This is a genomic window from Oxynema mangrovii CENA135 (genome assembly GCF_016632315.1).
In the GTDB taxonomy this organism is placed as follows: Bacteria; Cyanobacteriota; Cyanobacteriia; order Cyanobacteriales; family Laspinemataceae; genus Oxynema; species Oxynema aestuarii.
Genome location: NZ_JAEOXH010000001.1, coordinates 1849706 through 1872123, shown reverse-complemented (window position 1 = coordinate 1872123; position 22418 = coordinate 1849706). Strand labels below are relative to the sequence as shown.

The window sequence follows — 22418 nt, the reverse complement described above, 5'->3', positions numbered from 1 at the left end:
TATTTTTCTATTACTTGCATCGACAAGAAATCGAGAACAGATCGAGTCAAGATCGAGAACAGATCGAGGAAAGATCGTGAAACGTCGCACCTTATTTTCATATCTGGCCGTCTTCTGTCTGAGTTTAATCGTAACCGTCAGTTGTACGCCATCCAACCCGACCGGACAAAGTGCAACCCCCATTCGCATGGGATATAGTGCCTGGCCCGGCTGGTTTCCCTGGCGAATTGCCGAAAGCGAACAATTATTTTCAGCCCATCAAATTGACGTTAATTTAACCTGGTTTGACGGCTATCTCGACTCAATCAATGCCCTCGTTTCCGGACAACTCGACGCCAACACTCAAACCCTGAACGACACCATTAGTTCCGTCGCTGCCGGATCCGACCAAGTGATTGTTTTAGTCAACGATAACTCCACGGGAAATGACAAAATTATCGTTCGAGAAGGCATCAATACCGTTGCCGATTTGAAAGGTAAAAAAGTAGCTGCTGAAGAAGGAACCGTCGATCATTTTCTTCTGCTTTTAGGCTTGAAAGAAGCAGGATTGAGCGCTGAAGATATCGACTTTCAACCCTTAGAAACGGGAGCCGCCGCCGCCGCTTTTGTTGCCGGACAAATCGATGCGGTCGGTGTCTTCGCGCCCTTCACCACTAAAGCTTTAGAACGTCCCGGCAGTAAAGAATTATTCAGTTCAAAAGACTTTCCGGGTGCCATTCCCGATCATTTAGTCGTTACACGCCGTTTAATTAACGAACGACCCGAAGCCGTTCAAGCATTAGTGAACACGTGGTTTGATACATTGGAATTTATTAAAACCAATCCCGATCGCTCTTATCAAATCATGTCGGAACGAGCGGGGGTCAGCGTTGAAGAATATAAACAATACGAAGCGGGGACAAAAATTTTCACCATTGAAGACAACTTAAAAGCTTTTCAACCGGGGGAAAACATGACCGCTTTACCCTACGCTGCCGAACAAATCTCCGATTTTCTGATGGAAACGGGTTTCGTACAAAATCAGCCGGATTTGAGCAAAATTTTTGACGATCGCTTCGTCAAAGCTTATGCAGAATCGAAAACTAAATGAATCTCTAGAATCAGGAGTTGAAGAAACAAGTAACAAGAAGATTTGCGGGCATCTTGCCCGCAAGTTATCAAAAATAAATTATAAACTAATATTTTTTGAACTTAATAAAATTAAATGACCGATTCAAAAAAGTTCAATTTAATCGTAATGAATAAAAGCGCGGAACCTATCGAAGAACAATCGCCCAATTCTCCTAAAACGATCCAACCGAGTGTATTTTGGAGAATCGGTGAAGACATCCCCGAACAGTTGCGGTGGAAATTAATGGTTTTGTCGATCGCCATTCCCGTTATTCTGTGGTGGACGATTTCGATTTCTGGTTTAGTCAAACCGCTATTTTTACCCAGTCCCGGACAAGTCTTGCAAGCGATTCAAAGATTGTGGGTGAGTGGGGATTTAGCTAAAGATATTGCTGCGAGTTTATTTCGAGTCTTAAGCGGATTTAGTTTGGCGGCGATCGTTTCCATTCCTCTCGGAACCTTAATGGGAACTTTTGCCAGTTTACGGGCGTTACTCGAACCGATTATCGGGATCGTTCGCTACATGCCAGCCCCAGCATTTATTCCCTTACTTATTTTATATTTCGGTTTGGGAGAAGCGCCAAAAATCTTATTAATTTTTATCGGTACTTTATTCTTCAACACTTTAATGGTCATGGATGCGGTGAAATTCGTTCCTAAAGAGTTAATCGAAACCTCTTACACCCTGGGTGGGGAACGAAAACAAGTGTTTTGGCAAGTCATTTTCCCCTACATTACCCCGAGTATTATTGATGCGGCGCGGGTCAATATGGCGGCGTCTTGGAATTTAGTAATTGTCGCCGAGTTGGTGGCGGCGACGGAAGGTTTGGGACGGCGGATTAGCGTCGCGCAACGCTTTCTCAGAACTGATGAAATTTTTGCGGGTTTAATTGTTATCGGACTGATTGGATTGACGATCGATTTATTATTTCGTTTGGCTTTGAGATTGTCTTGTCGTTGGGCGACCAATTAATTTGGTGTTTGATTGCTAATTTCGATCGATTTAGAGGAAATTTACTCATGCATTTAGAAGTCAATAATCTTTACAAGCGTTTTCCAACGCGGCGCGGTTCTTTACTCGCTTTAGACAATATTAACCTTCATATTGAAGAGGGAGAATTTGTCTGTGCGGTCGGCGCTTCTGGTTCGGGAAAATCGACGTTATTGCGTTTAATTGCCGGGTTGGAAATGCCGAGTTCGGGGGAAATTTTAGTCGATCGCGAACCCGTGTGCGGACCGGGGAGCGATCGCGGGATGGTGTTCCAAAATTATACCCTTTATCCTTGGATGACGGTCGCTAAAAATGTCGGTTTCGGATTAAAATTACAAGGAATCTCGACATCGGAACGGCGCGATCGCGTCGCCTATTATTTAGAAATAGTTGGTTTATCCCAATTTGCCCATGCTTTACCGAATGAATTATCCGGCGGAATGAAACAACGGGTGGCGATCGCCCGGGCGTTAGCATCCCGTCCGAAAATCCTGTTAATGGACGAACCTTTTGGGGCGTTAGACGTACAAACCAAAGAAATGATGCAGCAGTTTCTCTTACAAATTTGGGAACAAACCGGAACCACAATTTTAACGATCACCCACGACGTAGAAGAAGCAGTCTTTTTATCCCAACGGATCTATGTTTTAAGTGCCCGTCCCGGTCGCGTCCGCGAAGAAATCAAAATCGAGTTACCGGGAGAACGTACCCAAGGGATGCGACGATCGCCAGCATTTCAACAATACAAATATCGCATTATGGGACTCTTACGGGGCGAGGAAGAATCCAACGAAATGCCGTTAGCTGTTTGAGAGACATTGGAGTATTGTTGGCTCTTTTGCGATCGCCCATTGAGAAAACCCGAAATGATTGAACTTCAAAAACATTTCGGGTTTTTGCTCTGTTTCGAGAAGCTTTTTAAAACAAGAAATAGCGCTGGGCCAAGGGTAAAACTTCTGCAGGTTCGCAGGTCAGTAATTCACCATCGGCGCGCACTTCGTAGGTTTCCGGATCGACTTCGATCTCCGGGAGGGCGTCGTTTAATTTCATATCTTTTTTGCCGATCTTACGGGTTTCGCAGACGGCGATCGCCTGTTTCTGCAAACCCAATTGCGCCGGAATTTCGTTATCAATCGCCGCCTGGGACATGAAAGTCACCGAGGTCGCGATCCGAGAAGCGCCGAAGTTGGCGAACATCGGTTGCATGTGAATCGGTTGCGGGGTGGGGATACTGGCGTTGGCGTCCCCCATTTGGGCGTAGGCGATCGCCCCACTTTTGAGAACCAATTCCGGTTTGACGCCGAAAAAGGCGGGATCCCACAAGCACAAGTCGGCGAGTTTCCCGACTTCGATCGATCCCACCACATGAGAAATTCCGTGAGTAATTGCCGGGTTTATTGTATATTTTGCCACGTAGCGACGGGCGCGCAAGTTATCGTTTTCCCCGGTTTCGCCGGAGAGGCGACCGCGTTGGACTTTCATTTTATGGGCACTCTGCCAGGTACGGATAATCGTTTCTCCCACTCGTCCCATCGCCTGGGAGTCCGAGGAAATGATGCTGAAGGCGCCCAAATCGTGCAGGATATCCTCGGCGGCGATCGTTTCGCGGCGAATGCGCGATTCGGCGAAGGCGACATCTTCGGGAATGGCGCGATCGAGGTGGTGGCACACCATCAACATATCGAGGTGTTCTTCTAAAGTATTGACGGTATAGGGGCGCGTCGGATTGGTAGAAGAGGGTAAAACGTTACTTTGGCCGCAGACTTTAATGATATCTGGAGCGTGACCGCCGCCTGCCCCTTCGGTGTGATAGGTATGAATCGTGCGATTTTTAAACGCGGCGATCGTTTGTTCGACAAACCCGGCCTCGTTGAGGGTATCGGTATGGATCGCCACTTGCACGTCGTAGTCGTCCGCCACGCCCAAACAAGTATCGATCGCCGCCGGAGTCGTTCCCCAGTCCTCGTGGAGCTTCAAGCCGATCGCCCCGGCGAGAACTTGCTCGACCAACCCCTCACTTTGGCTGCTGTTGCCTTTGCCGAGAAAGCCGAGGTTGACCGGGAACGCCTCCGCCGCTTGTAACATGCGATAAATATTCCACGGCCCCGGGGTGCAGGTCGTGGCGTTCGTTCCCGTGGCCGGACCCGTACCGCCACCTAACATTGTAGTAATGCCCGAGGCGATCGCCACTTCAATTTGTTGCGGACAGATAAAGTGGATGTGAGCGTCGATCCCCCCCGCCGTGAGAATGCGTCCTTCTCCGGCGATCGCCTCGGTTCCCGGTCCGATGATAATGTCTACATCGTCCTGAATGTAAGGGTTTCCCGCCTTGCCGATCTTGTGAATTTTGCCGTCTTTAATGCCGACATCGGCCTTGACCACCCCCCACCAATCGAGAATTAAGGCATTGGTAATCACTAAATCGACGGCCCCGGCGGCGTTGGAAATGGGGGACTGTCCCATCCCGTCGCGAATGACTTTACCGCCGCCGAACTTCACCTCGTCGCCGTAGGTCGTCCAATCCCGTTCGACTTCCACAAATAGTTCCGTATCTGCCAACCGCACGCGATCGCCCACAGTCGGGCCGTAAGTTTGGGCGTAAGCGCCCCGATCCATTCGATAGCTCATAGTGTAATCCTCACTTAAATTGGGCTGAGTTGGGCTGGGCGATCGCGCCGTCTCAGACGCAGGGGAAGCGATGGGCGATCGGGTTTCAAAATAGTCTACCAGGACGGGGTACGAATATGCTTCCGATAGAGAGTTTCTAAATCTTCATTTTATGACTAAAATAAGCAAATCCAGCCATGATATTTTGTCTGAGAGTTCTCCTCAGCCGTTCGGCTCAAATGTTTTAGCGATCGCCCCTTTCCCTCGAACGAAAAGCATTTTTATTTTGATTGTATTTTTAAAAACAGTAAAACAATCTCGATATGGATACAGATTTAATTTTAACCCTCTACAATCGCTTATGTAACGAACGCTCATGGCTTTTTTATTTCCATTCTTCAATAGCAAACTTTGGGCTTTAATTGTCAAAGAAGTTCGGCAGATTTTTAGAAATAAACAACTGATCTTTTTACTCATTTTTCCGCCCACCGTTCAACTGCTGATCTTCGGACTAGCCCTCAGTCCCGATGTCGATCGCCTCGCCTTGGGTGTGGTCGATTATTCTCAGAGCGATCGCAGTCGAGAATTAGTCTCGACCTTAAGCAAAAATAATTTATTTATCCCACAATTTTTCAGCAGTAGCCAAGCAGAACTCGGCCAAAAAGTTCGTAGGGGAGAAATTACCATCGGCTTGGTCATTCCCCCAGACTTTGCCGAAGAGTTGAGCGAGGGAAAACCCGCCGACCTTCAAATTATTATCGATGGTGTCGATGCGAACACGGCGGGAATTGCGGCGGGATATGCCAAACAAATCATTAACAACTACGCCCGAGAGTTGCAAGAAACTACCCTCGATCTTCCCGTGCGATCGCAAGTGCGTTTTTTGTACAATCCCGGTTTAATGAGTAGTTGGTTTTTCGTTCCTGGCGTGATTGGAGTCGTCTTGACCCTCACCGGATCTTTACTGTCTTCCCTAACGGTGATTCGCGAAAAAGACGTGGGAACTTTAGAGCAATTATTAATGACTCCTGCCGCCGGATGGGAAATTTTGCTCGCAAAAATTTTACCCCTGTTTATTTTATTGATGGCCGATTTATTATTAGCGTCGAGTTTGGGTAAATTTGTATTTAATCTCCCATTTCGGGGCAATTTTTTATTATTTTTAGGTTTGTCGGCGATTTATTTATGGGTTTGTATTGGTTTGGGAATTTTATTGGCAACGATCGCGCGCAACCAGCAACAAGTTATTTTAACCTCTTTTTTCTTTAACGTTCCCTTAATTCAGCTTTCTGGAGCGATCGCGCCCATTGAAAGTATGCCACCATTTTTCCGAACTTTATCAGCTTTTGACCCCTTACGTCATTACGTGGCGATCGCCCGTGGCTTAATTCTTAAAGGTGTCGGTTTTGAGGTATTATGGCCGAGAGCGATCGCGCTTTTGGCATTTGCAATAGTATTATTAGCGGTTAGTATTAGTCGGTTTCGCAAGCAATTAGAATAAAGGTTATTTTAGATTTTAGATTGAACGATTAAAATTATACCATTTCCCCGTTCCTTGGCTTACTTATTCATCGCATAAATGAGTATTAGATGCTTTAGTATTCTCAGTAAACTCCTTATTGAAGTTTAAATAATCTCCCAACCAATGACAACTGCGATCGATGAGATCGTCTAAATCTAAATTCCATAAAATTACGCGATTATCTTTACTCGCAGAAGCGAGGAACTTACCATCGGGGCGAAAACTTAAACTTAAAACTCCTTGTTCGTGTCCTTCCAAAGTCGCCAATAACTTGCCATCGAAATCCCACAGTTTAATCGTGCTGTCTTCACTCGCCGTAGCCAGATAGGGTTTTTGGGGATTGAAACTGACCCAATATACTGAGTCGCTATGGCCTTCAAAGGTTTGCAACAATTCCCCATTCAAATTCCACAGTTTGGCCGTGTTATCTTTACTGGCAGTAGCGATCAGTCGATCTTTGGCGGAATAAGCAACGCTGTAAACCGTGTCTTGATGGTCTTTTAATACCTTTAAGAGTTGACCTTGGCGATTCCAAATTTTGACCGTACCATCTTCGCTCGCCGTAGCAATTTTGTCATCTTTGTCTAAAAAGGTAACACTATTAATGGGTTGGCCGTGGGCTTCAATCGAAAGAATTTCGCGACCGCGATCGGTCCACAACTTGAGCAGACCGTCTTTACCTGCCGAGGCGATCGTGTTGCCGTCGCGATCGAAACTGACTGCTAAAACAGGTTGCTGGTGTCCCTTTAAAGTAGCGATCGCTTTCGGTTCGTAGCGACGCCAAATTTTAACGGTCGTATCCTCGCTGGCGGTGGCGAACAGGTTGCCATCGGGACTGAAACTGAGATTCCAGACTGCATCTTGGTGATCTTGTAACAACGCGAACTCTTTGGCGTCCGGAGTCCAGAGGCGAACGGTTCGATCCTTGCTAGCGGAGGCGAGGACTTTGCCGTTCGGGGAGAAGGCGACGATCAGCACTTCGTTGTCGTGACCGCGAAATGCGGGAAGCGCGCGACTGTAGCGATGCCAGAGTTTGACCGTATTGTCGCTGCTGGCGGAAGCGAGGGTTTGACCGTCGGGAGAAAAGGCGACACTCCAGACATCTTGGCGGTGTCCTTTGAGGATGCGGATACGGGTTCCGTCGGCGCGCCAGAGAATCACGGTGCTATCTTTACTCGCCGAGGCGATCGTTTCGCCGTCGGGGGAGAAAGTCACGTCGAGTACGGAGTCCGTATGTCCGATTAAGGTTTTAATAAAAGTGCCGTCGATTTTCCACAGTTTGATCGTGCGATCGGTGCTGGCGGTGGCGATCGTTTGACCGTCGGGGGAAAAGCTGACCCGCGCGATCGACTGGTTGTGTGCGGGGATAGTTCGGCGGAGTTGGCCGTCGCGAGTCCACAGTTTGACCGTCGAGTCCAAACTGGCCGTCGCCACCGTTTGACCGTCGGGAGAGAAGGTGACGCTAGAAATCCCCTTGTCGTGACCGGAAAGCATGGTAATTAGTTGACCGTCGAGATTCCAGAGTTTGACGGTTTTATCTAAGCTGGCCGTGGCGATCGCCCGTCCGTCCGGTGCGACGGCGAGGCTGGTAATCGTTTCCCCATGTCCGGGAATCGTATTGAGCAGGGTACCGTCGCGAGTCCAGAGTTTGAGGGTTTTGTCCGTACTGGCGCTGACGAGTAGGCGACCGTCCGGCGACCAGGCGACAGCGCGCACCCAATCGGTATGACTGTCGAGTTGGTGAAGTAATTCGCCCGTTTGCGACCAAATTCGCACGCTGTTATCCGTACTCGCCGTAGCGATGCGATCGCCGTCCGGTGAAAACGCCACATTGACCACACTGCCGCGATGACCTTGGAGACGATTGCGTTCGGTGACGGTATAAACCGCCTGTTGCAGGCGATAGAGGCTTTCCGTTTCGATAGTCAGGGGTGGTGCTTTGGTCTGCTTTAACTTCACGGCCCCTTTGAGACTCTCGAGTAAGGCGCCGAGTTCGTTGTTCGTCAGTAACAACGCTTTCGAGAGCGAACTGCGAGCTTCGACTTCGGCGATCGCCCCCTGTTGTCGTTGCCATTGTGCCTGTCCCACAAAACCGATCAACACCAGCACGCCGACCCCAGCCGCCGCCAAGGCTCCTTTCAGAAATGAATTAAACCGTCCCTGCACTCGTTTGAGTTCGGCGAGGACTTCATAGGCGGTGTTGAGTTTTTTATATTTTTCGCGGAGGGATTTTAAATTTTCTTGAATTTCTTCTTGCTGGCGGATGAAAGAAACTAAATAATCGTGAACTAATTGATAACGGTTAGTCGGGAAATCGCGCAATAAAAAGATCAATCCCGCCCGTTCAAAAATTTCTAAAACGAGGTCGAGTTTCTCCGGATGGTTCTCCACTTCTGCATCGAGGGGAACCGCATGATTTTGTGCTTCCGCCTGTAGAAATTCCGGAGACAAGTCCGCCATCAGTTCCGCGCGAGTTTTGAGGGGGCGGATGCCGTTTTCTTCCGTCAGGAAATAGAGAACCAAACGGGCGATCCGTTCGTTTCGCGGGCCGCAGTCGCGAATGACTTCTTCTAGAAAGCGTTGGACGAGTCGTTCTTTCGTACCGACTTCGCGATATTTAGCTAACGTCGTAATGTTTTCCGTTTGTAGTTGGGCGCCGACCACTTGCAGTTCGATCGGACGAACTTCGCCGGAGTCTTCGGCGAGGTCGGCGACGAGGGCATCGATTAAATCCGGTTCGAGATAAAAGGACGATCGCTCGTTCAAGCTATTGAGTAAGCGACGGGCATCTTCTGGAGAAAAATTGCCCAAATAATAGCGAACTTCTTTTTTTAAGATATCGCCGTTGACCGTTTCGAGGCCGCCAACGCGCCGATTCCAATCCAATAAATAGTAAATGTAATCTTCGCGTAGCAGGACGATAATTTTCACAAAACCGATATTCAAACAATCGCGCAGAAATTCGTAAAAAAGGGTACGCCGTTCGCCGCGATCGCAGGTAAAGAAAAACTCCTCAAATTGGTCGAAAATCAAAACCGTCAGCAAATTGCGATCGCCATTGTGCTGCAATTCGCGACGCAAGGCGTGCAATTGTTCGCCCACCTCAGCGGCATCGCACGGGGTATTGCCCGGCGCGCTCAAATCCCCGCTAATATCGTCTTCGATCTCCTGCAAGCGAGTCTCTTGCGGCTCCAACCTCAACTCGCCGAGGGCGTACCTCAACTGCTTACTCAAACTCCACGCCCAATCGGTGTACACCCTTACCAGCACCGGGAGAACGTCGCGCGAGGCGATCGATCGCTGTTTGAGCGCCGGAACTAACCCCGCTTGCACCAGGGAACTTTTACCGACACCGGAATCGCCGTGAATCACCGTGAGATTGTAGTCGTTGCGTCCGAGGCGATCGATCAGGGAGTTGACATCCCGTTCGCGACCGGAGGCGATGATTTCCGGGGCGATCGCCTCCTGTTGGCGAGCGGCGGCGACCGAGGGATTGAGGGAATGGCGCTGCAGGCGCAAGCGTCCGGCGCCGATGAACGCCCGTACTCCAAATTGAGCGCTCACCGCCCGATATTCTTGTTTGATCTCGAAGGCGCGCAAGTAGTCGCCGCGATCGAAGTGGAGCGATCGCAACGTTTGCAAAATTTCGAGATGCAAGTGTAAATCATATTGCGGATCGCTTTTGCGCCGCGCCCGAGCCAAACGTTCGATCGCCCGTCGTATCTGTTTTAACTGCGCCTCAGCTTTCGCCAGCAGCAACAGGTACAAGCTTTCGTGTTGGGGGATCGACAGGGGGGTTTGAGTCAACAGAGCGAGGGCTTTTTGGGCATATTTGCGCGCGTCGGACCATTTTTGCTTTTGTAAAGCCACTTCCGCCAAAAAGCCGTAATCCTGGGCGAGCTGATGGGCTTTTCCCCAATTGCGATCGAGGCGGATCGCCTGTTTGGCTAACCTGGCTAACGCGGGCCAATCTTGCAACCGCCGCAAAATTTCCCCCTCTTGGGCAATAAACTCCGCCATCAAGTCCGGACGCCGCGCCAATTCGAGCAATTCCATGCAAGCTTCGACCGCTTGGCGGGCGCGCTGCAAGTGTTCCCGTTCGTGAGGGCGGTCGAGATCGGCTTGGCGGCGATAACATAAGCCGAGGTGCAAGTGAACGATCGCCTGAGTCACGAGAGTCGGCGAGGGGTTGAGTGTTTCCCAGGCGACGGCGGACGGATCGGCGGCGATCGGCGGCTGTTCCAAATTCCAGAGAGAAGAGCCTTCTGCATCCTTTGGGGGTTCGTATTGCTCCCAGAGTTGCAAACTTTCGCGGTAATGGGCGATCGCCTCCGCCACGCGATCGCGCCCGTACTCGTCACGACCGAGGACGAAATGCAAGTTCGCCTCCAAATCGCGATCGAGTGCGATCCCCCGCTTGTCGAGTTCTTTTTTGAGCCATTCCAACTCCATCGCCCGACGACAGCCTAAAATCTCGCAATTCGTAACGAATTGGGCCGTATGCGGATCGATCGCCGCCCTCAAGACCTCCTCACTCGCCGCCCTCAATTCGGCGATCGCCTCCGCCGTCGCAAGCTGTAAGTGGGTACTCGTCGCCCAACTGGCAAAATCCGGCGCCCCGCGCAAGAAGCCGCGCAAAACCGTCTCGTCACCCCAGACGAAAATCGGAAAGTGGAAATGCTGTCTGAACTCCTCGCGCATGTTATTCATCACCGAGAAGAGCAGATCCAAACCCTCGATCCGTTCCCAACCGCAAATCATCAACGCTGCAGGAGGGCGATCGCCGATCGCCTCCGCGATCGTCGCGAACACCGAGGGAACCGACGAGGATAAACTTAATTCTTGAATCGTCCCCTCGACGCGATCGCGCAATTGAGCTAAAGTTCGTTCCCGCAACCGCTTAAAATTACAACGAACCAACATCAGGGAAAATTGCCCTTGAGATAAGGCGATCGCCCGCAACATCCGCCGCAGGACTTCCTCGTTGTGGACGGCGGCATCTTCAGTTTGGCTCATCAGTCAGCACCCCCTATCGAGGTGACGGGTTCAAAAAGGCATTTACACAGTAGCAATCGTGTTCGGATCGTCGAGCAAAGCTTTAGTTTCCGCCAGCATCGGATTGATATCGAACCAGCGTCCGGCGCGGGCATCTCGATACTCAAATACAAACATACTGCGTAACAGCAATTGGTCGCGAGCTTCCCCTCGGATATTTTTAGTTTTAGCCACTTCTCGCAATCGTTTCCAATCGGCGGCGCTCAACGCCAAAATCAGATCGTCGCGCCGTTCTTGAATCGCCGTTTCCACCGCTTCCGGAGTAAAGGGCGGATCTTCTTGTTGCAAGCAACGATACACCAACCCGAGTAAGTTGCGAATGTGTCCGCCACTGATCCGACAGAGGCGATCGAGGCTTTCCGGTCGCTCGAACAACTCGCCGACGAGCTCCAACCGCTCCGAGGGAGGGACTTCGGGAAAGGCGCGCACCACGATCGCCTCGCGCAACAAGTCCATTCCTTCCCCACAGTCTTCCCCCGTTTTCAAGCGCACCGGAACCATCGGCAGCACTTTAGGAGCGACTCCCGCACCCAAGCGACTTTTGAGCGCTTCGCAATCGTGGGAGAACATTAAAGACAACGGAATGGTGTAAACCAGGTGGCACTTGAGTTTTCGCAACTGTTCGCCGCGATCCACAAATAAATATTCCGGTTGCGATCGCCCGGACGGTAAAGTGCGATTGTCCACGCGATCGAGATTGTCCACGATCGCCACCAGCCCTCGTTTTCCCCGCGCTTTTAATTGGGCGATCCCGGGCAAGAGAATTTCGTTATCGATCGCGTCTAAAATACTGCTGGTACGCGGTTCGAGATATTGTCGTAACTGAGCGCGCACCTTCGGGCTTTCTTTCGCGTGAGTCGTCAGCCGCGCGATCGCCTCCCCCAACCCCGCGATCTCCCCCCAATTCATGCCCAAATGCAGCGTCATTCCCGCTTCTACCAGCAGTTTGCGGCAGTAAGGGGCCGGGAGCTCGATCCCCTGCTCTTCTAATGTCTCGCTGACCTGACGGGCGATCGCCAACAAGATATCGCAAATGTCTACATCCGCCATCTCTAAGTCTTGCGACGACTCGAAATAAATCGCCTCAAACCCTTGCGCTTCTAAGTCCGCTTTCAGGCGCAATAATTCCGTCGATTTCCCGCAACCGATATGTCCCGTAAACAGTTGACAGGTCGGTTCGTCCGGCGACAGTCGCGCGATCGTCCGCCCCAGTTCGGCGATCGTTTTACCGCCGCGTACCGACGCAAAATCGATGTAATACTGGGCATCTTCAGCATTACCGAATACTAACGTTTTACTCGGATTGCACGCTTGGTAAAAGCGCTGTAAATCGAATTTCATCGCCGTTGTCTCCGGACGAACTCCGGGCTGGTTTCAAATCATTCCGTAGAAAAATAACTTCATCCGGACTAATTTCAACCCGATCCGCCATCGGCAAATTGACCGTCCGGTCGGACGGTCGCGAGTCCGCCTTCGGACGGTCGATGATTCGGCAATCCTTCACGGGAGCAGGGATTGACGGTTGCACCCAACGCACTCCACCACCCCGCTTGTCAATTGCTTTAGCGGTTAAAGAAATTATCCACGCTCGTGCGGCGATCGTTTCTTTCCTGCAAGTTAGACAATCCTTGCAATCCGTCGTCACAAATTCCTAATAATTTACACTCTTCATCTTCCGTTTCTCCCCTCGCTTGTTGCAAGGTCGGTTTGGGTAAATTCCACGCAGGTGTTTTCTTTACGGAAGATAATCTTTGCCGGATCGACGACATCGACTCGTTCGCTAGAGGATTGGGGTCAAAAGAACTCGCCAGCGTGCTGGGAATCCCCCAACTGAATATCGGTAAGGTCACTAATGCAACAATCCAAATCTTATCCACAGTCAAAACTCTCCTTGAATGCTGTAGGGGAACGGTAAATATCTATTCACGATCCGCATTCTTCGTTGTATTTACTATTTCGAGTTCCTTGGCGATCTTTCGGGAGAGTTATCGCATCGGTTTATATCGATCGCGTAAAAGATGTTCGCATTTTTTTGAAGTTTTAGCGATCTCGTGACGATCGCGACTTTTTCCCTTAAAATTGATGCAATTTTATTCTGCTGCCAACGACAACTCGAGCCGTCAGTTACAATCCCTGTTTGCATCTTCTCTTTCCTTTCCTCAAATGGGGCGATCGCCTGTGCCAGTTTCCAAAATGCATGACCGCGAATTCACTCCCCATTACCGAATAACAGACAAGATCCGATGTTTTCTTCGGCGCCATCGCTCGACCCGGATTGATTTAAATCTTTTTAAGAAATACTCACTTTCCGGCTATTGCACTCCCGATCGCACTCCCCCATCTCCACAGGCGATCGTCAAGCCGGACTTTCTTTCAATTGGAGAGATTCGCGATCGCCTTTCTCGCTTTTTTATATTCCCGAAAATGAATAGAATTGGCGATAACTCTATGACTTTATTATAACAATCCTCCAGTCGGGCGATCGTATTTGTTCCAAGAACAAAACACCCCCGATTCCCTCCCGAAATTGAAAATTTTACAATCCTCTATGAAAATTAGAGGCCGACTTTTTCAGTCATAACATTTTGCTAAACCCTCGATGGAGATGGATCGCCTGTAAGGACACGACAATGCCGTGTCCCTAAAACCCATGAATTTTACAACCGATTGAGGAGTGCTATATTCCCTCTCAAATCTAAAATCTAGAATCTAAAATCTAAAATCCTAGAGCTTTTCATTCCACGCCTCAATTCCTTCCCAAACTTGAGAAATACCATGTCTCAAGAAATATTCGCAGCGATCCACATAAAACTTGGCAGCGCGATCGGTTTCGTCTGCTTCTAACACCTTCTTGAATAACTGATTCGCTTCTGCAAACTTCTCCCCTTGGTACAGTAAAATTGCGCGTTCGAACTTCGTACGACTTTCTAACTTCATTTCGATCGTATTGGGAGAATAACAATCGAGAACCTCAAACACCGCCACCGAATCTTTTTTACCCTTCACCTGGACTTTGCCCAAAAAGCGGTAATTGTACTTCGTCGGATCTTCCAAATGAATCAAAGTTTGACCGCTAATCACCACCGAAGCGCCGTAAATTTTCGTCAACCCTTCCATCCGAGAGGCCAAATTCACCGCATCGGAAATCACCGTACTTTCCATGCGCTGTTCCTCGCCAATCGTCCCCAACATCAAGCTACCCGTATGCAAACCGATCCCGATCGCCACCGGAACGTAACCACTTTTCTGACGGTGAACGTTATAAATTGCCACCTGTTTTTGCATGTCGATCGCCGCTTGCATCGCATCTTCCGCCGACTCCGGAAACAGGGCCATGACCGCATCGCCAATATATTTATCGATAAAGCCATTATGATTTCTAATCACCGGACCGACGCGACTTAAATAAGAATTGAGAAAATTAAAATTCTCGCGCGGCGACATCCCCTCCGACAGCGTCGTAAACGAACGAATATCGGAAAATAAAATCGTCATTTCCTTCTGTACTTGGTCGCCGAGCTGCACGTCTACAATACTTTCATAACCGAGAAATTGCAGAAACTCGCGAGGGACGAACCGGGCGTAAGCCAAGTTAATTTTTGACAATTGCAAGTGCATTTTAATGCGCGCGAGCAATTCTTTTTTAGAAATCGGTTTCGTCAGATAATCGTTCGCCCCCGACCCGAACGCTTCGGTCATATCGGAAGCTTGAGTGCGCGACGTCAACAAGACCACGGGTAACTCGTTTGCCGGAAAATTTTCGCGGATTTTCTGACAAACTTCATAGCCCGTCATGCGTGGCATCATCACGTCGAGCAAGATCAAATCGGGACGCAAGCCATGTTCGAGAGCTTCGAGGGCTTCCAGGCCATTATTGGCCGTCGTCAGGGAATAATTTTCGAGGGATAGGTAGTTGACCAGCACCTGCACGTCGATCGGTTCGTCGTCTACGATCAAAATGTGGAAGTCCGTACTGCTGCGCGATCGCGGCTCGTTGCAAAATGGCGTCATCGGGATATCCTCCGGGTTCGCCATCGTCACGGGTAATTCGGAAGCGGAGATCTCGCCGATGCGGGTCGCCAAGGGAACCGACGGGCCCGAGGCGATCGCGTTTTGACTCGGCGAAATCGGCAAGGTGAAGCTAAAACGCGACCCCACCCCGACTTCGGACTCGGCCCAAATCCGTCCCCCGTGCAGTTCGACCAGTTGTTTGCTAATCGCCAACCCCAACCCGGTTCCGTTGTAATCGCCGTTGACGGAGCGATCGACTTTCTCGAAGGAATCGAACACCCGGGCCAAACGCTCCTCGGGAATGCCAATTCCGGTATCGCTGACGGTAATGACCAACTGCGGACGCACGCCGGATTGCCCTTCGATCGCACGGGCGCCGATCTCCAAGCGTCCCGCATCGCTAAACTTAATCCCGTTTTCGACTAAGTTATGCAAGATCTGCTGGATCCGATTTTCGTCTCCCTCCACCGTCGGCGCGTTCGGGTCGATCGCGTTGACCAATTCCAGGGGTTTATTCCCGAGGAGCGAATGACACGCACTCAGCACGATATCGGCGATTTCTCGCATTCCGACGGGTTTGAGATCGAGTTCTAAATTCTTATGTTTGAGTTTGGCAAAGTCGAGCAAGTCGTTGACGAGCTGCACCAAATTGCGACCACTGGAGACGATTAAGGCGAGGTTGGCGCGCTGTTGGGGGGTGAGTTCTCCGGTGGCGCCGTCGAGCATCGATTCGGCAATGCCGATCGCCCCGTTAAGCGGGGTACTCAACTGTTCGGAGGTATTGGCGAGAAATTCGTCTTTGAGGCGATCGAGGCGTTCTAACGCTTCGTTTTGGGTTTCTAACTGTTGGGACGATTGCAGCAAGTTGGTGTACAAGCGAGCATTTTCGATCGCGATCGCCGCCTGGGAAGAGAGCAATTTTAACACTTCCAAATGTTGCGGCGTAAACGCCCCGCTCGTCAAATTATTTTCTAAATAGAGAATGCCGCTCAATTTCCCTTGATGGACGATCGGCGTACATAAAATCGATTTCGATTGCTGTTTGACCAAATAATCGTCGCTGGTAAATAAGCCGTGACGGGCCGCATCGTCGAGGACGATCGCCTCCCGGGTGCGAATCACGTAGTGAACGATCCCCATCGGCAGGCGATCGCTGGTTTCCAAGGGAATATGTTGTCCGATCTCGACCCGATGGGGTTCGACTTGGGCGATCGCCTCGATATAAAAGCGTTCGTCTTGCGCTAAGAGCAAACAACTAATTTGCGCCCCCGCATTTTCCATGACAATTTGGATCAGTTTGGCGAGCAAATCGTCGAGGACAATTTCGCTGTCGATCGCCTGGGACGCTTTGACAAAGGCGGTCAAGTCGAGCAGTCCGGTTTGGGTTCCCGTCGTGGTCGAAATCGTCATCGTCGTCAGCCCGGGACTGGGGGCTTCGCCGCTCAAATGGCTGATGAAATGGGCGTAGTTTTCTTGCAGAATTTTCAGTTTTTTCTTGGCCCCCCAGCGCGAATAAGCCCGATAGGCTTCGCTCAGATAGGTCGTGGCAATTTTTTCCCGTCCCAAACTCAGATAAAATTGGGCGGCCCGTTCGCAGGCGATCGCCTCTTCGTGGACGTAACCCAAGGTTCTCGCCCCGGAGATCGCGCGATCGTAATATTGCATCGCCCGCACGGTCCGCCCGCGTACTGCCGCCATTTCCGCCTCGACCAGATCCCATTTATGTCGGAAATTCGACGGACCGAACTCGGCCCAGCGCTTCAATTTGCGGCGATCGCTGCGGATCTCCAACCACAAGCGCCATTGCTCCCATCGCGACAGCCTCGGATAGAGGGCTAATTTCGCCAAACAATGGTAAAACTGATGTTCGCTGCTGCCGATCGCCGCGATCGCGTTCGATTGCAATTTCACGGCGAGTCGTCCTTGACGCACGGCCCCTTGATAATCGCCGAATAAATACCCTAAAAAGGTTTTAGCCGCCGATAAGGCGAACTGCGATCGGCTCCCGTGCGCTTGCGACCCCCGCGCCATTTCCCAACCCTCCCCCGCAGAAGAACCCCCTTGACCCAACAACTGTAAAACCACCTGCCGCCAAATTTTCGCCGTCGGGATCGGCACCTCTTGTTTGAGGTTTTCCATCAAAACGATGTATTTGTTATATTCGCGCTCTACCGTTTCTAAGGCTTCCCCGAGAAAGAATTTGTGGGTGCAATAATGTAGGGCCGCATAACAAGCCCATTCCAGATCCCCGGTTTCTAAACCGCTTTCGATCCCCGCCCGTAACGGTTCGACAGTTTCTCGCAAATGCAGTTTGTACGGTTTGATATGGGCGTAGACTAAATCGGTGACTTTGGCTTTGAGTAAGTTGGCGTCGAAGCGATCGAGCAACTGCAACGCCAAGTCTCCGGCCCGATCGCCCCCGTCGAGATCGAAGCGGTAACTCTGCAGTAAAATCCCGTAAAACGCAAAGGCAAATGCGGAAAGCGCGTTATTTCCGTAGCGAGTACACAAGTTGACCATCTGCACGACGGTCAGTTTCAGCCGTTGCGGGTTGGCGATGTAGGCGGCGGGGGTCAGCGCGGCTAAAATTTGCATGGCGGCCCGTTTGTAAGGATCGCTCATCGTCGGCCAAGCGGCGAGTTCGTCGGCGGTTTTGCCGCGCAGTTGCCATTGAGTGCGTAAAATTTCCCAGTGAATCCGCCACGGATGCGCCTGTTCGATCGCGGGAATCCCCAGTTTTTTCAAAATGCCGACTCCGGTGGCGATCGCCTGTTGCGGACGCCCGAGGTAAATATCAATTTTTATTTGTTTTTCGTACACGGAAACCCGATCTAAAATCGTTGTGCCCCGTTCGGCGACAATGGCGGCCAAGCGTTGGCTGCGATCGTAATCTCCGGTTAAAAAGGTGACATCGACCAGTTCGGTATAGATTGTTAAGGTTAATTCGTAATGGGTTTCCCAACTGTCGGGCAGTAAGATCGGACGGGCGGTTTCGAGGTAGTTGAGGGCGCTTTCGTAAGCGAGGGAGGCTTTCGCTTTTTGGGCGGCAATTAAATTGAGTTTGGCAATTTTATATTGTTCGCCGCGCGCTTGCAGCAGGTCGCGTCCGATATTGAGATGGTTGACGATTTCAAAGATTTTGTCTTCGCGGTCTTCCGGTCGCGTATGTTTGAGCAGTTGTTGGCCGACTTTGAGATGAATCGCTTGTTTGCGATCGCCGGAAATCAAGGAGTAGGCCGCTTGTTGGACGCGATCGTGCAAGAATTTGTAAGAAACGATCAGGTCGTCTACGGGTAAGGCGACGGGTTCGACTTCGCCGAAGACTAAGGGGATTTTGTAGGTATTGTCTAAGGGGACGATCAAGCCGCGATCGAGGGCTTCTTTGAGTTCGGCAGCCGTCGCCGATAGGGATTTTTCGTGGAGGATGGCGAGGATATCTAAATAAAAAATATTGCCGATACAAGCTGCTAATTTGAGAACCTCTTGGGCGTTTTCCGAGAGTTGTTGGATTTTGGCGATCGCCAAATCGACCACGTTATCGGCAATTTCCATCTGCCGGATTTCGTCGAGATTCCATTCCCAATATCCCGAACTGAGATTGCAAACCAGGCGGTTTTCTTGGGCGAGGGCTTCGAGCAACATCCGCACGAAAAAGGGATTGCCGTGGGTTTTTTGGTAAATTAAATCGGCGAGGGGTCGCGATCGCCTCGGCGGACAGCACAAGCTTTCGGCAATCAGTTGATTGAGGGTGGTCGGATCGAGCGGTTGCAGGGCGATGGTGCCTACCCGGCGTCCACTGCCTCTGAGATCTTCGACCAGTTCTAATAAGGTGTGAATGGCACCGTCCGGCGGGTTGTCGCTTTCCCCTTCTCGATAGGCACCGATGACGAGCAAGGATTGGGGATCTCGTCGCGAGGCGATCGCGTGGAGCAGTTTTAACGAAGCCGCATCGCAAGCGTGCAAATCGTCTAAAAATAAGACCAGGGGCTGTTCGGGCGTCGCCAAAACTCCCAAAAACTTTTGAAACAGCAAATTTAAGCGATTTTGCGATTCCGCCGGGGGTAGGGTCGCCGTCGGTGCCGCTTCCGTGACGATCACTTCCAAGTCCGGCAGGACTTCGACGAGAACGCCGATACCGTTCCTCCCGATTTCGGCCAGCATTTTCTCGCGCCATTGTTCGATTTGGGCGTCGCTTTCGGTCAGAATTTGCCGGATCGCATCTTGGAAGGCTTCGATAAAACAGGCATAGGGAATTTGCGCTTTCGCCGGATCGCATTTACCGGAAATAAACCGTCCGAATTCTTCGATCGCGGTGGATCGCAGGGTGTAGACTAAGCTCGATTTGCCAATTCCGGAATAGCCGGAAATCAGAATCAGCCGTCCCCCAAGGGTCTCGGGGCGATCGCCTTGACTGGTGTTGATTTGTCGGAAGGCTTTTAATAATTGGCTCTGTTCGGCTTCGCGTCCGTACAGTTTGTCCGGAATGACTAACTGACTCGAGAGATCTTTTTGCGCCAGGGGAAAGTTGGGGATCTGTCCGACGGACAACCACCGTTCCAAACACCGTTGAAAGTCCGCTTTTAAGCCGTAAGCGCTTTGATAGCGATCTTCGGGATTTTTGGCGAGCAGTTTATCGATGATTTTGCTCAGGGTCGGCGGGATCTCCGGATCGATTTCACTCAGAGGGGGCGGGGTTTTGGCTAAATGGGCGTGAATGATTTCTGTGGCGTCGTTCCCTTGAAAGGGTAGTTGCTTGGCCAGCATTTGGTATAAGGTCACCCCGAGGGAATAAAAGTCGGTGCGATAGTCGATGACCCGATTCGTGCGCCCGGTTTGTTCCGGGGACATGTAGGGTAAGGTGCCTTCGACGGCGTTGTTGGGGTGGCGCGGTTGTTGCAGGGAAATGCCAAAATCGGTGATTTTGACTTGTAAGTTGAGGGGGTTAATTATAATATTGAACGGATGGATATCTCGGTGAATGATGCGGCGATCGTGAATGGTTCCGAGAATGTCGGCTAACTGGATGGCGAGTCTTAAGAATTCGACTAAAGTGAGGGAATGGGTTTCGAGGTAACTTCCCAGGGATTGACCGCCGAAGTCTTCGAGCACTAAGGCGACTTTATTGTTTTCAAATCGCTCGATGCCGTAAGTGGATACGATGCCCGGGATGTTTAACTGACGGGCAATTTCAAATTCGCGATCGAGCCGCTCGATCTCGTTCGCACTCGGATATTCGACTTTGAGGATTTTTAAGATCGCGCTCGTGCGATCGCGCTCCCGACGAGCGCGGTAGACGACTGTATTTGCCCCCTCATGCAGTTTTTCAATGAGGGTATAGCCTGAAAGAGTCATCATAATCGGCTTGATCTGTTCCTAAAATAAGTCAATCGTCAGGGCGAATATCCGCGATTCTCCCGAAGAGACGCTTCGCGAACGACCGCAACATTGCGGCGTGCTGCTACGCTTTCGCCATCGCGCCAGTTCGTCGAAAAACTTAGCTTGTATCGTCGCCTCAAGATCGCAGCTTGTCCCAAGCTTTGGCTTGTTGACCTGTTTGCGAGGGTCGAGTGATTCTGTCCGTCGCACCGACCATCACGTCAAGCTAGTATTACGGTTAGCTTGGCCAAAACACCCTGTTGTAGATGGGAATCGCCGGATTGGTGGTCGGTGTCAGTCCTGGGGTCGCGATCTTTGGTATTGCACCCGGAGAATGTTTCCATACGGGTCGCGAAGACGAGAGTCTATAGTTTTATCATCCACGATCGCGGTAGCATCGGTCAGCATTCCCCGGCGCTCTGTTAGCCGAAGCTCTGTCCCGGTGACATCGAGACTTTAATGACGATGACGACAGGTCGTCGGTTCGGTTCGCTGCGGTCTCGTCTGTCGGCGCATCCGATCGATCGCCTCCGTTCCTATGTTCGCAGAGCCTACACGGCGGCGATCGCTCCCCGGTGAGGCGTCCGTCGGAGGGGATGCACCCGCGATCCGGGTCTCTCGACCGTCAAACCCCCCTGCCCGACTATTACTATTGTGCTTCACGCTTTGGGAGGATGGCTGTAGCGCAGCAGACGACCTGTTTTCGATCTCTAGGGGTTGAGGCGGGCTAGATGACCCGCAGCCGCTCGCGCGATCGCTCGCGTTCCCCTCTGAGGAGAAGGATCGGGCTAGGGAAGTCAGGACAAGCTCGGGCATGGTTTCAAGGGGGTAGATGAACTTTTTGGATACTTTACCGGGGTTCGCCCGCCTCTTTCAGGAGAAACAGCCAATCTCTACTCGATTGCCTCGCTCTCGACCCCAGATGTCTTTAACATCGGCGTTCCCACGGCGACTCTACAGGAGGAGCGCCCTCTCCCCCGCCAACAAACAAAGCCCGCACGGGCGGGCTATCAGATCGCTCAAACCAGGTGACCGTCAAGGGCGATCGCTCCTACGCATTCCTGACTCGGGACGACGGCACCCACGCCGGACGACAACGACCCCCGCTACAGTCGAGATGTAGTTCGTGCCAGTACAGGGTCGGTAAGGCCCAACCGCGATCGCCCGCCCGTTCGCTCTCTACAAATTGATTTTCTAAATAGTCGTTGGGAGATTCGTAATGGCGCGGATGCCAGTACGGAACCGTATAAGACCCAAAGGTTTTCCGGTATTCGTCGGAATCGATCAGGGCCGAGACCATCGCGCCAACCCCTTTACGCAATAACAAATCGTCGCACGCCCGAATTTCTCGCTCGTTGTGGGGAACCCGTCCTAGAAAATGTTTGAAGCAGTTTTCAATAAATTTGACGTTCGAGCTTTTTTCGTAGAAGGCTGCCAAATAGACTGGGGACACTCCCAAATTTTTGAGGAAATGCCGAATCCCCATTTTTCCTTTGACGAACGGTTTTTCTAGGGCCGCTAGTTCTCGGCGTTCCGAAGCGTAAGGTTGCCGTTCTAGCACTTGTTCGTAAATTTGTTTGAGGATTAAGCTGCGTTCTTCCGTCGAGGTCTTCGCAGTCATGGTTACGGGTTGGTGTAAAGTCATCGTCGGGTTTCCTCTCTAGTAAAAATTCGGTGGCGATCGCATGGCCATCTCTAAAATTTCCGTATTTGCACCCTTGACTCAAATCAAACCTTTCAACGGGG

At 51.0% G+C, this 22418-nt stretch carries 10 protein-coding genes; 4 read left to right on the top strand and 6 right to left on the bottom strand.

Annotated features, from left to right (window positions below; genetic code table 11):
• Positions 1-76: 76 nt before the first annotated feature.
• The 3 genes from JJD41_RS07390 (at position 77) to JJD41_RS07380 (ending at position 2913) form a co-directional block, all read left to right on the top strand.
• The gene (locus tag JJD41_RS07390) at positions 77-1090 is read left to right on the top strand and encodes an ABC transporter substrate-binding protein (RefSeq protein WP_200665364.1); all 1014 of its coding nucleotides are present in this window, start codon (positions 77-79) and stop codon (positions 1088-1090) included.
• Positions 1091-1237: 147 nt separating this feature from the next.
• Positions 1238-2083: an ABC transporter permease gene (locus JJD41_RS07385; RefSeq protein WP_200665363.1), complete on the top strand. Its 846-nt coding sequence runs from the start codon at positions 1238-1240 to the stop codon at positions 2081-2083.
• A gap of 47 nt (positions 2084-2130) precedes the next feature.
• Positions 2131-2913, top strand: a complete 783-nt coding sequence (locus JJD41_RS07380) for an ABC transporter ATP-binding protein (protein ID WP_200665362.1) — start codon at positions 2131-2133, stop codon at positions 2911-2913.
• Between the two features lie 106 nt (positions 2914-3019).
• On the opposite strand, the gene ureC is transcribed toward JJD41_RS07380, so the two are convergent.
• On the bottom strand, positions 3020-4729 hold the full coding sequence (gene ureC, locus JJD41_RS07375) for an urease subunit alpha (protein ID WP_200665361.1): 1710 nt from the start codon (positions 4727-4729) through the stop codon (positions 3020-3022).
• Positions 4730-5084: 355 nt separating this feature from the next.
• On the opposite strand from ureC, the gene JJD41_RS07370 reads away from it, so the two are divergent.
• Positions 5085-6209: an ABC transporter permease gene (locus tag JJD41_RS07370; RefSeq protein WP_200665360.1), complete on the top strand. Its 1125-nt coding sequence runs from the start codon at positions 5085-5087 to the stop codon at positions 6207-6209.
• A gap of 63 nt (positions 6210-6272) precedes the next feature.
• On the opposite strand, the gene JJD41_RS07365 is transcribed toward JJD41_RS07370, so the two are convergent.
• The 5 genes from JJD41_RS07365 to JJD41_RS07345 form a co-directional block, all read right to left on the bottom strand.
• A complete protein-coding gene (locus tag JJD41_RS07365; RefSeq protein WP_200665359.1) occupies positions 6273-11246 on the bottom strand; it encodes a WD40 domain-containing protein in 4974 nt (1657 codons plus the stop codon).
• 42 nt (positions 11247-11288) lie between these two features.
• Positions 11289-12626: an AAA family ATPase gene (locus JJD41_RS07360; RefSeq protein WP_200665358.1), complete on the bottom strand. Its 1338-nt coding sequence runs from the start codon at positions 12624-12626 to the stop codon at positions 11289-11291.
• 221 nt (positions 12627-12847) lie between these two features.
• Positions 12848-13162 carry a hypothetical protein gene (locus tag JJD41_RS07355; RefSeq protein WP_200665357.1) on the bottom strand — a complete coding sequence of 105 codons (315 nt, stop codon included), beginning with the start codon at positions 13160-13162 and terminating at the stop codon, positions 12848-12850.
• Between the two features lie 847 nt (positions 13163-14009).
• Complete coding sequence (locus tag JJD41_RS07350; protein WP_200665356.1) at positions 14010-20651, bottom strand: protein kinase domain-containing protein; 6642 nt, start codon at positions 20649-20651, stop codon at positions 14010-14012.
• A 1072-nt stretch (positions 20652-21723) separates the two neighbouring features.
• The gene (locus JJD41_RS07345) at positions 21724-22317 is read right to left on the bottom strand and encodes a phycobilisome rod-core linker polypeptide (RefSeq protein WP_200665355.1); all 594 of its coding nucleotides are present in this window, start codon (positions 22315-22317) and stop codon (positions 21724-21726) included.
• Positions 22318-22418 lie beyond the last annotated feature (101 nt).

Excerpts from the sequence above, each read along its gene's own strand:
- JJD41_RS07365 (WP_200665359.1), bottom strand. The coding sequence starts at position 11,246 with ATGAGCCAAACTGAAGATGCCGCCGTCCACAACGAGGAAGTCCTGCGG.
- JJD41_RS07380 (WP_200665362.1), top strand. The coding sequence starts at position 2,131 with ATGCATTTAGAAGTCAATAATCTTTACAAGCGTTTTCCAACGCGGCGC.
- JJD41_RS07350 (WP_200665356.1), bottom strand. The coding sequence starts at position 20,651 with ATGATGACTCTTTCAGGCTATACCCTCATTGAAAAACTGCATGAGGGG.
- JJD41_RS07345 (WP_200665355.1), bottom strand. The coding sequence starts at position 22,317 with ATGACTTTACACCAACCCGTAACCATGACTGCGAAGACCTCGACGGAA.
- ureC (WP_200665361.1), bottom strand. The coding sequence starts at position 4,729 with ATGAGCTATCGAATGGATCGGGGCGCTTACGCCCAAACTTACGGCCCG.
- JJD41_RS07385 (WP_200665363.1), top strand. The coding sequence starts at position 1,238 with ATGAATAAAAGCGCGGAACCTATCGAAGAACAATCGCCCAATTCTCCT.
- JJD41_RS07360 (WP_200665358.1), bottom strand. The coding sequence starts at position 12,626 with ATGAAATTCGATTTACAGCGCTTTTACCAAGCGTGCAATCCGAGTAAA.
- JJD41_RS07370 (WP_200665360.1), top strand. The coding sequence starts at position 5,085 with ATGGCTTTTTTATTTCCATTCTTCAATAGCAAACTTTGGGCTTTAATT.